General features: G+C 57.7%; 13 protein-coding genes. 5 read left to right on the forward strand and 8 right to left on the reverse strand.

Annotated features, from left to right (window positions below; all coding sequences use genetic code 11):
• Positions 1 to 10 precede the first annotated feature (10 nt).
• Complete coding sequence (locus tag GOW04_RS09640) at positions 11 to 1,144, reverse strand: ABC transporter substrate-binding protein (RefSeq protein ID WP_171232478.1); 1,134 nt, start codon at positions 1,142 to 1,144, stop codon at positions 11 to 13.
• A gap of 366 nt (positions 1,145 to 1,510) precedes the next feature.
• Between GOW04_RS09640 and GOW04_RS09645 the strand changes: the two genes are divergently transcribed.
• Genes GOW04_RS09645 through GOW04_RS09655 form a run of 3 tightly spaced genes read left to right on the forward strand, consistent with a single transcriptional unit; the run spans position 1,511 to position 3,796 of the window.
• Positions 1,511 to 2,050: an SRPBCC family protein gene (locus GOW04_RS09645; protein ID WP_171118329.1), complete on the forward strand. Its 540-nt coding sequence runs from the start codon at positions 1,511 to 1,513 to the stop codon at positions 2,048 to 2,050.
• On the forward strand, positions 2,037 to 2,981 hold the full coding sequence (locus GOW04_RS09650) for a YncE family protein (RefSeq protein ID WP_371814378.1): 945 nt from the start codon (positions 2,037 to 2,039) through the stop codon (positions 2,979 to 2,981). Before GOW04_RS09645 ends, GOW04_RS09650 begins: the two co-directional genes overlap by 14 nt.
• Complete coding sequence (locus GOW04_RS09655) at positions 2,978 to 3,796, forward strand: quinoprotein dehydrogenase-associated SoxYZ-like carrier (protein ID WP_171118325.1); 819 nt, start codon at positions 2,978 to 2,980, stop codon at positions 3,794 to 3,796. Before GOW04_RS09650 ends, GOW04_RS09655 begins: the two co-directional genes overlap by 4 nt.
• A gap of 1 nt (position 3,797) precedes the next feature.
• On the opposite strand, the gene GOW04_RS09660 is transcribed toward GOW04_RS09655, so the two are convergent.
• The 7 genes from GOW04_RS09660 to GOW04_RS09690 form a co-directional block, all read right to left on the reverse strand.
• Positions 3,798 to 4,352: a PQQ-dependent catabolism-associated CXXCW motif protein gene (locus GOW04_RS09660; protein WP_171232380.1), complete on the reverse strand. Its 555-nt coding sequence runs from the start codon at positions 4,350 to 4,352 to the stop codon at positions 3,798 to 3,800.
• Complete coding sequence (locus GOW04_RS09665) at positions 4,349 to 5,191, reverse strand: substrate-binding domain-containing protein (RefSeq protein ID WP_371809338.1); 843 nt, start codon at positions 5,189 to 5,191, stop codon at positions 4,349 to 4,351. Before GOW04_RS09665 ends, GOW04_RS09660 begins: the two co-directional genes overlap by 4 nt.
• The gene (locus GOW04_RS09670) at positions 5,175 to 5,678 is read right to left on the reverse strand and encodes a c-type cytochrome, methanol metabolism-related (protein ID WP_171118318.1); all 504 of its coding nucleotides are present in this window, start codon (positions 5,676 to 5,678) and stop codon (positions 5,175 to 5,177) included. Before GOW04_RS09670 ends, GOW04_RS09665 begins: the two co-directional genes overlap by 17 nt.
• Positions 5,679 to 5,747: 69 nt before the next feature.
• Positions 5,748 to 7,550 (reverse strand): methanol/ethanol family PQQ-dependent dehydrogenase, encoded by a 1,803-nt coding sequence (locus GOW04_RS09675; RefSeq protein WP_171118316.1) that lies wholly within the window; start codon positions 7,548 to 7,550, stop codon positions 5,748 to 5,750.
• A 134-nt stretch (positions 7,551 to 7,684) separates the two neighbouring features.
• Complete coding sequence (locus tag GOW04_RS09680; protein ID WP_171232382.1) at positions 7,685 to 8,041, reverse strand: cytochrome c family protein; 357 nt, start codon at positions 8,039 to 8,041, stop codon at positions 7,685 to 7,687.
• A gap of 55 nt (positions 8,042 to 8,096) precedes the next feature.
• Positions 8,097 to 8,930, reverse strand: coding sequence for an S-formylglutathione hydrolase (gene fghA, locus GOW04_RS09685; RefSeq protein ID WP_217356914.1), 834 nt, complete (start codon positions 8,928 to 8,930; stop codon positions 8,097 to 8,099).
• A 1-nt stretch (position 8,931) separates the two neighbouring features.
• Positions 8,932 to 10,044 carry an S-(hydroxymethyl)glutathione dehydrogenase/class III alcohol dehydrogenase gene (locus tag GOW04_RS09690; protein ID WP_117873003.1) on the reverse strand — a complete coding sequence of 371 codons (1,113 nt, stop codon included), beginning with the start codon at positions 10,042 to 10,044 and terminating at the stop codon, positions 8,932 to 8,934.
• Positions 10,045 to 10,209: 165 nt separating this feature from the next.
• On the opposite strand from GOW04_RS09690, the gene GOW04_RS09695 reads away from it, so the two are divergent.
• Together GOW04_RS09695 and GOW04_RS09700 are read left to right on the forward strand one after the other, a co-directional pair.
• Entirely contained in the window at positions 10,210 to 10,824 is a 615-nt protein-coding gene (locus tag GOW04_RS09695) for a hypothetical protein (protein WP_171232383.1), read from the forward strand.
• Positions 10,825 to 10,853: 29 nt separating this feature from the next.
• On the forward strand, positions 10,854 to 11,633 hold the full coding sequence (locus tag GOW04_RS09700) for a pentapeptide repeat-containing protein (RefSeq protein ID WP_171232384.1): 780 nt from the start codon (positions 10,854 to 10,856) through the stop codon (positions 11,631 to 11,633).
• The last annotated feature ends 1 nt before the right edge of the window (position 11,634 follow it).

Below are 11,634 nucleotides of genomic sequence, written 5' to 3' on the forward strand. Positions count from 1 at the left end.
ATACCTCCGTTTACTCAAATGCGCGACAGCTGGATTCCGCTCGATCCAATCCCATCGTATCGAGCGGTGAGACCTGGTGCAGAAACCCCTCTTGCGGACTGACGCTGACAGTGATCGACCCGTCATACAGAAGGATCGGCTGACGCAACTGCCCGTTCCAATCGCGGAATGTCACTTTCTGCCCTTTGAATGCGGCAAGCTCAAACTCGTCCGACAGAGCATAATCCCGAACACCTTCGGGCTCTGCCGTACTGGCACGGGTCACGGCCTCGCCGATCACGCGCAGTGCAAGCCAGGTGTTGTAGTCTTCGGGGCGGACATAGCGCCCTGTCAGATCCTCGAAACGGGTCTGGAACTGGGTCGCGCCCCATGCCTCATGCGCGCCGTGAAACGTCGTTGGGCGCAAGCCGCCTGACCCCATCACGGGGCGCGGGGTCCAAAGGTGATAGGACAGATAGCGCGCGAAATAATCGGTTTCGTCAGCGGCAATCACAACGTCATGGTCTCGCGCATCCTGCGTGTCCAATGGCAATTGGCGCTGAACAAGAACATGACCGGAATCCGTTCTGCGAGATCCCCCGGTATCCGCAAAGGTCCGATCTTCGGCAATCTTCGCGCCGAACTTGTTGGCTGCGCGGCGATACGCGTCCGCAAGCTGGACATCCTCGGGGTTGGATCCCGCCAACAGGAACCAATCGCGCCATTTCTTCCAGACGGCAAACTGTGCAACCGCATCGGCCTTCATGGCGCGGGACGGGGCGATATGAAGCAGGTTGCCCCGGCAGTTTGCGTCGCGAAGATCGACATCAGGTGCAGACGCGTTGAAAACAAGCGCCCCGGACTCTGCCGCCTTGTCCGTCAGGCGCAACATGTCAGGCGCCTTGGCCAAAAGGACGATCAGGCGCACGCCTCCCGCAAGGATCTGGTCCATTGCGGCGTCGACCTCTTCCGGCGGAACGGCCATCGTGGTGGTTTCATAGGTATGTCCCAGAAATCCGCCCGTAGTTCCGTTATCCTCATCCCCAAGCGCGGCACCAGCAAACCCCAGGTCGTCCGGTTTCAGATCATAACGTGAGATCGGCAGAAGCGACGGATAGTCGATCCGCAGCACCGCAGCCTTTACATCCAGCGCCGCCGCGGTCATCGCGGATGCACACCAAAGAAGCGCCGCAAGCAGCGGCAGCAGGCGAATATTCAAGATGTCCTCCCGTTGCCTGAAAGTCAGAGTTCAGGTTGAAACATCCGGGGCATAGCGCCCCGAAAAACGGAACCGATACTTTTGGCCGTGTTGTAAAACAAAGCCTATCAGCTTCATCATTGAGCTCGATTCTTATTTTATAAGAATGCGCGTATACGGTTGATCTTGCTGCGGTTTCCCGCGACACCCACCGATTATTCATAGGGTGTTGCGGGTGACCAGCGACGTGCGCTCGCATGTCAGGTCTGACAGAAGAAACGCCGCGAGCGCGCAGCGTGTGCCAACGCTTTGCGCATTCAGGGAGGACATGGAATGAATCGACGATTTCTTCTTGCCGCAACCGCCGCTCTGCTGGTTCCGGGTCTGGTTTGGGCCCACGGGCCGACCCGGCAGAAAGTCACGCTGACTGCCGAGGTCGCAGCCTCACCAGAGGAAGTCTGGGCCGTTGTCGGGAACTTTGATGACATGTCGTGGCATCCGGCTGTGTTTGCGACCGAAGGAAACGGCGGCAATAAGATTGATGCGACCCGATTGCTGACACTTGGCCAGGAAGGCGGGCCGACGATCAATGAAATTCTGTACAAGTACAGCGCAGAAAAAATGAGCTACTCCTACCGGATCACCGAGGTCGCGGTAGAGGTGCTGCCAGTCACCAACTATTCGTCGCATCTGACGGTAAAACCGCGCGACGGAGGTGGTTCGATCATCGAATGGCGCGGTGCCTTCTATCGCGGGTATCCAAACAACGATCCTCCGGCCGAGTTGAATGACGAAGCCGCCATTGCCGCCGTGACCGGCGTCTATCAGGCGGGTCTCGACGCGTTGATCGAGCGGTTCGGTGCGGCAAGTTAGCCACCCGCTGATGTTGTTTTTGGCGCTCTCTGGCAGCCCGACACTGGCACAGACAGCATTCATCACCTGTCAGAACGGTGAGGAACTAAGCCGGATGGATCTTGCACGGATGCAGGAAACGGCCCGCTGGCCACTACCTGGCAAGCCTGCGGGTGTGGCGGTTGGTCTGGATGAAACGCTGTTCACCGTATCCCCGGACAGCAAGATGGTCAGGCGTTTGTCTGCCGAGACCGGTGAAACGGTCGCGCAAGTCACGCTTGAAGGGGGGCCGATTGGAATCGCTCTGGATCAGGATCGCGGGCGGGTTTTCGTCTCGGACTGGTACAACGCCCGACTGTGGGTGCTGGACAGTGAAACTCTGAATGTTCAATCCGAGTTGCCCACCGGAGCCGCCCCGGCGGGTATTGCGATGTCGAAAGACGGGCGCTTTCTGGCGTCGGCCGACAAGGACGCGGACCAGGTGTCGGTTTTCGATGCCGACACTCTTCAGCCTCTGCACCGCATTCCGGTTGGTTCACGCCCCTTCGGGCTGCGTTTTGACCCGGATGGGCGTCTGTTCGTCGGCAATGTCGGCAGCAATGATGTCAGCGTGGTCGATGCGGAAACCGGCTCCGTCCTCGCAACGGTCCCGGTCGGGGAACGCCCTTACGGCATCGCCTTCTCCCACGGCCGGGCGTTTGTTACGAACCAATATGCCAATACGCTCAGCGTCATATCTCTGGAGACGCTCGAACATGAGGCCGTGATTGATGTTGGAGAATACCCCGAAGGCATTGATGCGACGGCGGGCGAAGATCTTCTGGTCATCGCAAACTGGTTCGACAACACCGTCAGCATCGTGGACCCGCAGGCACTTTCGGTGTTAGAAACAATGGAAACCTGTGATGGGCCCCGTGCCTTTGGCAGGTTCCTGCAAGGAGGACGACCATGAAAGTTTCTCATCTGATTGCAGTCCTGTTCTGTGTGCTGGCGGCTCCGGTTTGGGCATCCAACGAGGCATGGGAAAATGTCCGAGCGATGTTGTATGGCGACCGACCGATGCAAAACGGAGATGCGTTCATCGCGATTGATGCCCCCTATCGCACGCCCGACGATGCGCGGGCTCAACTGGCGGCTCAGATTGCGGCCCCTCGGGGGACGAAAGTGGCCAAGGTGACTTTGGTGCTGGACGAAAACCCGATGCCGGTTTCTGCCGTGTTCGAGTTGGAAGAACCATTGCCGAGTTTCTACTTCGACGTGACCATGCGCGTGAACGGCCCCACGCCGATACATGTCATCGCCGAAACCACGGATGGCCACCTTTGGGTGTCAGAAACTTTCGTCAAAACCTCGGGCCTTGGCGCCTGCGCGGCACCTCCCGGAACTGATCCGGAACTGGCGTTGGCAAACCTTGGAACGATGGAGGCCGAACTGGTGGGCCGCGTCCCTGCGTTGAACACACGGGCACGATTGTCCAGCTTGGGGGCGAACCGGGCCAACAAGATGGATCTGAACATTGATCACCCGTCGCATTCCGGAATGCAGATGGATCAGATTTCCCTGCTGTTCATCCCGATGCGATATGTAGAGACCGTGGATATCGATCTTGATGGCGCGGGGTATGTCCAGATGACGGGGTCGATTTCACTGTCCGAAAATCCAAGGGTCGGCATTTCCGTTCCAAGCAGGGCGCAAGCAGTTGACGTGACCATGACGGATACGGACGGCACGGTCAGTCATTTACACAAAAAACTGGCGGGTTTTTAGATCAGCCGCCTCCGGCAACGGGTTGGCCCGGGGCTGGCTCTACCCGTTCCAGCGGATAGCCCCACAAGGCCCAGCCGTCGGTACCTTCCGGGAACCAATAGACTTTGGTGTATCCCCATTCGATTGCGCGTCGGGCGGCGTTCCAGCTCATCCAGCAATCTTCCAGACAAAAGAACACGAGACCGTGGTTGATATCGCCATTGGTGCTGGCTTCTAGGCCGGTTCGAAAATAGTCTGCCGTAACATCGGCAATTGCGCCGTAGCCGACATTGGGCAACCACAGTGATCCCGGAATGCTGTCGCGCGGCTTGTCGCGCCAGATCGTGCCTTCAGGCAGATTGGCGGGTTTGGGCGGCTGCGGCAAAACGTCGATGAACGCGACGCGTTGTTCCTGCCACAGGCCGTATGCCTCTTCCGGGCCGATGACCGTCCCGCCGGTTATCTGATCCGGCACCGGCGCGCGGTAGTGATCCATGCGATAATCACTTGGTTCGGGTACTGTCTGCGCTGTTGCGGCAGTCGAGATCAACGCAATTGCCACCGCTGCCCGCATCATTGCGACAGGTCCAGAACCTCTGTCCCCAGATCATTCACCAGGGGAACACCGGCCTCGGCCAATAACGAATTGATCTCGTCCTGGTTGCGCCGGATCAGGGAATTCAGCTGTCTCTGCCATACCTTCTCACCCTGCCGTACGCCCATGGTGATGCGATAGAACAGGCGCGGTGGCAGCTCTTCCTTGACCAGCGGGATCACCTTGAAATCAGGATAGTCTGCCTTGACCAGTGGTCCGCCCAGCGGGCCCCAGAGAATGGCCGCATCGATCTCACCTGTTTGCAGGTCATCCAGCATGTCGATGGCCGGGCTTTCCACACGTCGGTCAACGAAAAGATTGTAGGGCTTGGCTTGCCCGATCAGCCCGTTCCGCGCCATATGAGCCGCGGGCGGTGTACCCGCCACGATCCCGATCCGTTTCCCCTTGAGCATGGGATCGTTCAGCCTGTCCACCTGGGCCAGATCACTGTCCATCGGCACGATCAGCGCATAGGCGGACGTGTAGTAGTGGTTGGTGTTCTGCACCAGCTCATGACCTTGCGCATAACCGATCACCACATCGCAACGCTTGGCGGCCAGCGTGTTCCGTATGAAGCCCGTCGCCTGCGGAAACCAGACATATTGCACAGGCAGTTCCAGCTTTTCGGCAATCAATTCGGCCAGTTTGTTTTCATACCCCGATCCATCCTTGGATGACACGGGATAGTTGGCTGGATCCGCACAGACGCGAAAAGCCGTTCTTGAAACCAGGTCAGACGTCTGCGCCGACACGGGCACTGCCTGACAAAGCCAGACGCAAAGTCCGAAAATCGGCAGGCAGGCCTTAGCCCATACACGCATCTTCATCCTCGCGGATCACGTCAGATTTCGCCTCTTTCTTGGGCGGGCGGCCACGCGGGATCGCGCCCGATCCATGGGCTTTGAGATATACATAGATATCATCAAGAAAGCACATCACATTCGGGTTGTCGCCAAATCCCGGCATCACCGAGTTTTCAGCGGCGTTCACCACCTGGCGACCATTTGTGACGATATCAACGAAGTCGTAATAATCCATTTCCAACGCTGAGTTTTTCAGAGCCGGCGCATAGGTCGAGCCCTCGCCATCAGGGCCATGACAGACATGGCATTCTGCGTGATAGCGCCGGAAGCCTGAAAATGTCATCCAGTCCACGGTTCCATCCTCGGCCACGTTGAATGTCGGGATATCGTCTTCGGTGTAATACCGTCCATCTTCGGAATACGCGACTGCCAGATTGTCAGCAATGGCGGCAACAGGAAGGCACAATGCAAGAATTGATGCCAGAAGACGTACAGAATGGTTCATGGAACGCTCGTTTCTTTTCAAGTGAAAACCGGCGCGGTCCGATTGAACCGCGCCGGCCAGATCTTTGGCTTAGTTCGGCAATGCGAACACGGTGAGCTGACCGCCCAGCGCGGTATAGTCGCTGAGTGCGGCATAGCCACCCACGGCGCCCAGACCGTCATTCGGGTTGGTCAAACCAGCCGCCAGACCAATACCGGCCCAGCCACCGACACCTGACAGGATGCCGATATACTGCTTGCCACCTTGCTCGTACGTCATCACGTTGCCGATGATACCAGAAGGTGTTTTGAACTTGTAAAGTTCTTCACCTGTCTCGGTATTCACCGCCTTGATGTAACCTTCTAGTGTACCATAGAAGGTGACGCCTCCTGCGGTGGTCAGCGAACCCGACCAGACCGAGAACTGCTCGGGTATAGACCACTTGATCTCACCTTTGATGTTGTCCCAAGCGATGAAGTTACCCATACCACCGTGGCTATCCGGTGCAGGATACATCGCCAGCGTCGCGCCCACATAGGGTTGACCGGCGGTGTAGCTGACACGGAACGGCTCGTAGTCCATGCAAACGTGGTTCGTTGGCACGAGGAACAGACCAAGGTTCGGGTCGTATGACGCCGGCTGCTGGTCTTTGGTGCCCAAAGCCGCCGGGCAGATACCGGTCGAGTTCACGTCCTCGCCGTTCTGTTCCGTCGAATACTGCGCAACCACGGCCGGGCGGCCATAGGTTTCGCTGTTGGGATCCATGTCGACGCCAGTTGTCCAGTTCACAACCGGGTCGAATTTTTCGGCCACCAGCAGCTCACCCGTGACGCGGTCCATGGTGTAGGCCAGACCGTTGCGGTCAAAATGGGTCAGCAACTTGCGCTGCTCGCCATCAATTTCCTGTTCGGTGAGGATCATTTCATTGATGCCGTCATAGTCCCATTCGTCATGCGGCGTCATCTGGTAGAACCATCTTGCCATACCGGTGTCGATGTCACGCGCCATGATGGTCATGGACCAGCGGTTGTCGCCCGGGCGCTGCGCCGGGTTCCAGGTCGATGGGTTACCCGTGCCATAGTACATCAGGTTCTCGTCCAGATCCGCAGAATACCAGCCCCATGTGGTGCCGCCGCCAATCTTCCACTGATCGCCTTCCCAGGTGTTTGTACCCGAGTCCGCGCCAACCGGCTTACCCAGATGGGTGGTCTTTTCCGGATCAACAAGAATGTCCGAATCCGGCCCCATGGAATAGGCCCTCCAGACCTGCTCGCCCGAGTTCATGTCATAGGCCGTAACTGACCCGCGCACACCGAATTCTCCACCCGAGATACCGACAATGACCTTGTCCTTGATCGGCAACACCGTGGCTGTGTTGGTTTCACCAATCGCCGGGTCGCCATTCTGGACTTCCCAGACGACATCCCCGGACTTGGCATCAAGCGCCACAACCTTGGTGTCGGCCTGATGCAGGAAGATCTTGCCATCCGCATAAGCCACACCGCGGTTCACCGTGTCACAGCACATGACCGGAATCACGTCCGGGTCCTGCTTGGGTTCATACTTCCAGACGATTTTGCCCTCATTTGCCAGATCCAGAGCATAGACAATGTTAGGGAACGGCGTGTGGACATACATCATGTCACCAATCACCAGCGGTGAACCCTCGTGCCCGCGCAGAACACCGGTCGAGAAGGTCCAGGCCACTTGCAGATCACCTACATTGTCTGCGTTGATCTGATCCAGTTCGGAATAGCGCTGATTTTTGTAGTCACCCGTCTGGATCGCCCATTGTTTTGCGTTCTCCATCTGGGCAACCAGGTCGTCATTTGCGTAGGCCGTGGTGGCCAGTGCAATGGCAATCCCGGAGGTCCAAAGCGATAGATTTTTCATTCAATCTCCTCCCTTTCGTGCAGCGATCTCTCTCTGCATTGCAACACCTCACCCAGGTCGGATTACGGTGTCTGTTGATGCTCGCCCCGACCGACGGTTTTCCGGTCGCTTAGGTGGGAGAGCAATGCGATCTCCTACGACCCGCTGTCCTCAAAGGTCGCAAGATATGCGATGATGTTGGCCCGATCGTCCTCTTTTCGCAGCCCGGCGAAGGTCATCTTGATCCCCTTCGCATAGTCGCGCGGTTTCGTCAGAAACGCGTCCAGTTCTTCGGGTGTCCAAACCAGCCCTTCTTCGGACAGCGAAATCAACACCGGTGAATAGCCAAATCCTTCGACGCTTGCGGCCTGACGTCCAACAATACCGTTCAGCACCGGCCCCACCTTGTTTTCAGCCCCTTCGCCCACCGCATGGCAGGCCTTGCACTTGCGAAAGACTTTTTCGCCCGCTTCGGGATCGCCTTCGGCGCTTGCAAAGGCGGGGAAAAGCATGAGGCAGGTTGCTGCGAATACCGTTCTGATCACTATCAATCTTTCCTTGCTGTTTTCATTGGCTGAGACGTTCCGCGTGCCATTCGACATGGTCGCGCGCAAAACTGTTCACGAAGAAATACGAATGGTCATACCCCTCCTGGATTCTGATCTGTCCGGGCTGGCGGCGCTTTGCCATCATGTTGGCCAGAGCTTCGGGTTTGAGCAGATCAAGGAACTGATCATCCGCGCCCTGATCGATCAGCAGGTCACCTTTCCAGCCGTGCTCTTCCAGCAGCAGCGTGGCGTCATGCGCGACCCAAGTGTTTTCGTCGTCACCCAGATAGCTGCTGAGCTGCTTGCGGCCCCAATCCGACCGCGTCGGGTGCGCAATCGGCGCGAATGCCGAAAGAGACCCGAATTTGTCGGCGTTGCGTATCGCGATCGTAATCGCACCATGTCCACCCATGGAATGGCCCGTGATCCCGTGGCGATCCTGCACTGGGAAGTTCTTCAGAACAATTCCGCGCAGCTCGTCGACGATATAGTCATACATTCTGAAATGGGCCCGCCATGGGTCCCGTGTGGCGTTCACGTAGAATCCGGCCCCCTGCCCCAGATCATAGGCGTCATCGTCGGCAACATTCTCGCCACGCGGGGATGTATCGGGAAACACAACCGCGACACCGTAATCCGCCGCCGCCTCCTGAAATCCGCCCTTGGTCATCGCGTTTTCATGGGTGCAGGTCAGGCCGGACAAGTACCACAACACCGGCACCGGCCCGGATTTGGCCTGAGGCGGCAGGTAGATGGCAAAGGTCATCTCGCAATCACAGGTCTCGGACGAGTGGGAGTACACGGTCTGCTCCCCTCCGAAACTGCGGTTTTGCGAGATGGTTTTCAGACCCATGTCAGTACTCCACAACCGCGCGGATCGATTTACCCTGGTGCATCAGGTCAAAGCCGTGGTTGATTTCATCAAGTGTCAGCTTGTGCGTGATCATGGGGTCGATCTCGATCTTCCCGGCCATGTACCAATCAACGATCTTCGGAACATCCGTCCGGCCCTTGGCACCGCCGAACGCGGTTCCGCGCCATGACCGGCCGGTGACCAGCTGGAATGGGCGCGTTGAAATCTCGGCACCAGCAGGTGCAACACCGATGATGATGCTTTCTCCCCAACCTTTGTGTGCGCATTCCAAAGCGGTTCGCATCACGCCGACATTGCCGGTCGCGTCAAAGGTATAATCCGCGCCACCGCCGGTCAGTTCGACCAGATGTGCCACGATATCGCCGCTGACTTTCGAGGGATTCACGAAATCGGTCATTCCGAAATGAGTCGCCATTTCGGCCTTGCCGTCATTCAGGTCGACACCAACGATCTGGTCACAGCCCGCCATGCGACAGCCTTGAATGACATTCAGGCCAATTCCGCCCAGACCAAAGACCACGCAGCGTGAACCAATTTCGACCTTGGCCGTGTTGATAACGGCCCCGATGCCGGTGGTGACGCCACAGCCGATGTAGCAAATCTTGTCAAACGGCGCGTCCTTGCGCACCTTGGCCAACGCAATCTCGGGCACAACGGTGTGATTGGCAAAAGTCGAACAGCCCATGTAGTGATGGATGGGTGTCCCGTCCAGCATGCTGAACCGGGTCGTCCCATCCGGCAGCAAGCCCGCACCCTGCGTGGCACGTACTTTCTGACACAGGTTTGTCTTGGGATTCAGACAATACTCGCATTCACGGCATTCGGGGGTGTAAAGAGGGATCACGTGGTCTCCAACCTCAAGGCTGGTAACACCTTCCCCTACTTCCAGAACCACTCCGGCGCCTTCATGACCCAGAATTGCCGGAAAAATCCCTTCAGGGTCATCACCTGAACGAGTGAACTCATCCGTATGACAAAGACCGGTCGCCTTGACCTCGATCAGGACTTCACCTGCTTTCGGGCCATCCAGTTCAACCTCCATGATTTCCAAGGGTTGGCCTGCCGCCACAGCAACCGCCGCGCGTGTTCTCATCTCTGTCTTTCCTCCCATGGCACCGGAATCAACCGTAGTCCGGCAACTTGGGTCGAGTATGAGGGCGAGCGCCATGTTCAAACAATTAAGACAATGGTGTGTATTGGGTTGAATGGACTTCGCGCGCAGATTCCATGCATGATGTCCGCGTGGAGGAGAGCTGCGATGTCTAACGGCAAGCTAACACTTATGGCTCTGGCCTGGCTCGGCGCGGCTGGCCCGGGCCTGGCAGCGGATTTTTCCGACCCAACCTGGCCGTGCATCCAACGCAAGGTCGAGGACCTGTCGCTGGGCCTCATGTGGCCGCACCAGGTCCCTGACAGCGAAACCACCGAAGACAGTGCCGACATCGATGAAATTGCTGGCCTGTTGGCGCTGAGGCGGATCGACTTGGAAGACCTGCGGCCCCAGGTTGCAGAGTTTGCCGCGCGTCACAACGGCGATCCGGATATTCTGGGTCAGGTGTTCCAGCGCGTCTTTGACACCTTGTCCAAAAGACGCAAGCACATCATCGCGGGGATCGGAGAGTTTTCGCTGAAGCAGATCGATATGGCGGAAAAGATTGATCTGGCCCGGGTGGAAATGGAGCAGGCCCTGTCTTCCGACCCGCCTGATTATGACCGCATCGACGCCCTTGAGGAGCAGCTGGATTGGGACCAGCTGATCTATTCTGACCGTCAACGCTCGATCACCTATCTGTGTGAAACGCCGCAAATCATCGAGCGGCGCCTGTTCGCGATTTCGCAAATGCTGCAACAATTGACCTCAGACCAGGGTTGACGCAGCGCCGGCGGAGGAAGGAGGGACACATGAAACACGTATTGATCATCTTTCTGACGCTGTCGCCCCTCTCGGCCATGGGCCAGTCCCCACTCAGCGGCGTTGACATGACCCTGCCCAAAATGACCCAAGCGCAAATGACCCGCGCCGATGTCGTGGCCCGGCTTACGGCTGCCACGGCCGACGCGCCCGCCGATTTCACCCGGGTCTGGCTGAACAATCTCGACTTGTCCGGGTTGGATTTCAGCAACGCGATCCTGCGAGCGACATCATTGAACGGCACCAATTTGTCGGGATCGACTCTGGACGGCGCGATTCTCAGCCAATCCTGGATGATCGGCGCCAACCTTTCAGGCGCATCTCTTGTCGGGGCCGAGCTGTTCCAGACTCAGCTCAGCCAGGCGAATCTGAGCGATACGGATTTCACAAACGCCAGAACAGCCGCCGATTTTACCAAGGCCAATCTGAACCGGGCAGTATTCAAAGGGGCGGATTTTTCGGCCGACATGCGCAACCAATCCATGGGGCTTATGCGCGGAGTTCTGTCCTCGGCTCGTGGATCGGACGTGGATTTCACTGATGCGCAAATGTCCCGCGCCGATCTGGAATTTGCCAAATTGCCCAACGCCAATTTCACCAATGCCGATTTGTCGATGGCCACATTGGGCGGGGCTGACCTGACAGGGGCCACTTTGTCCGGTGCCGATTTTACGAATGCCGATTTGACGGCAACGCGGCTGACTGATGTTCAGGGCGCAGATCAGGCCAATCTGAACGAAGCGAAAAACCTGGATCGGGCCATTCGCTGAC

The organism is Ruegeria sp. HKCCA4812, assembly GCF_013034245.1.
Taxonomy (GTDB): Bacteria; Pseudomonadota; Alphaproteobacteria; order Rhodobacterales; family Rhodobacteraceae; genus Ruegeria.

Excerpts from the sequence above, each read along its gene's own strand:
- GOW04_RS09690 (WP_117873003.1), bottom strand. The coding sequence starts at position 10,044 with ATGAGAACACGCGCGGCGGTTGCTGTGGCGGCAGGCCAACCCTTGGAA.
- GOW04_RS09655 (WP_171118325.1), top strand. The coding sequence starts at position 2,978 with ATGAAAGTTTCTCATCTGATTGCAGTCCTGTTCTGTGTGCTGGCGGCT.
- GOW04_RS09640 (WP_171232478.1), bottom strand. The coding sequence starts at position 1,144 with ATGACCGCGGCGGCGCTGGATGTAAAGGCTGCGGTGCTGCGGATCGAC.
- GOW04_RS09680 (WP_171232382.1), bottom strand. The coding sequence starts at position 8,041 with ATGCTTTTCCCCGCCTTTGCAAGCGCCGAAGGCGATCCCGAAGCGGGC.
- fghA (WP_217356914.1), bottom strand. The coding sequence starts at position 8,930 with ATGGGTCTGAAAACCATCTCGCAAAACCGCAGTTTCGGAGGGGAGCAG.
- GOW04_RS09695 (WP_171232383.1), top strand. The coding sequence starts at position 10,210 with ATGTCTAACGGCAAGCTAACACTTATGGCTCTGGCCTGGCTCGGCGCG.
- GOW04_RS09665 (WP_371809338.1), bottom strand. The coding sequence starts at position 5,191 with ATGCGTGTATGGGCTAAGGCCTGCCTGCCGATTTTCGGACTTTGCGTC.
- GOW04_RS09645 (WP_171118329.1), top strand. The coding sequence starts at position 1,511 with ATGAATCGACGATTTCTTCTTGCCGCAACCGCCGCTCTGCTGGTTCCG.
- GOW04_RS09700 (WP_171232384.1), top strand. The coding sequence starts at position 10,854 with ATGAAACACGTATTGATCATCTTTCTGACGCTGTCGCCCCTCTCGGCC.
- GOW04_RS09670 (WP_171118318.1), bottom strand. The coding sequence starts at position 5,678 with ATGAACCATTCTGTACGTCTTCTGGCATCAATTCTTGCATTGTGCCTT.
- GOW04_RS09675 (WP_171118316.1), bottom strand. The coding sequence starts at position 7,550 with ATGAAAAATCTATCGCTTTGGACCTCCGGGATTGCCATTGCACTGGCC.
- GOW04_RS09660 (WP_171232380.1), bottom strand. The coding sequence starts at position 4,352 with ATGATGCGGGCAGCGGTGGCAATTGCGTTGATCTCGACTGCCGCAACA.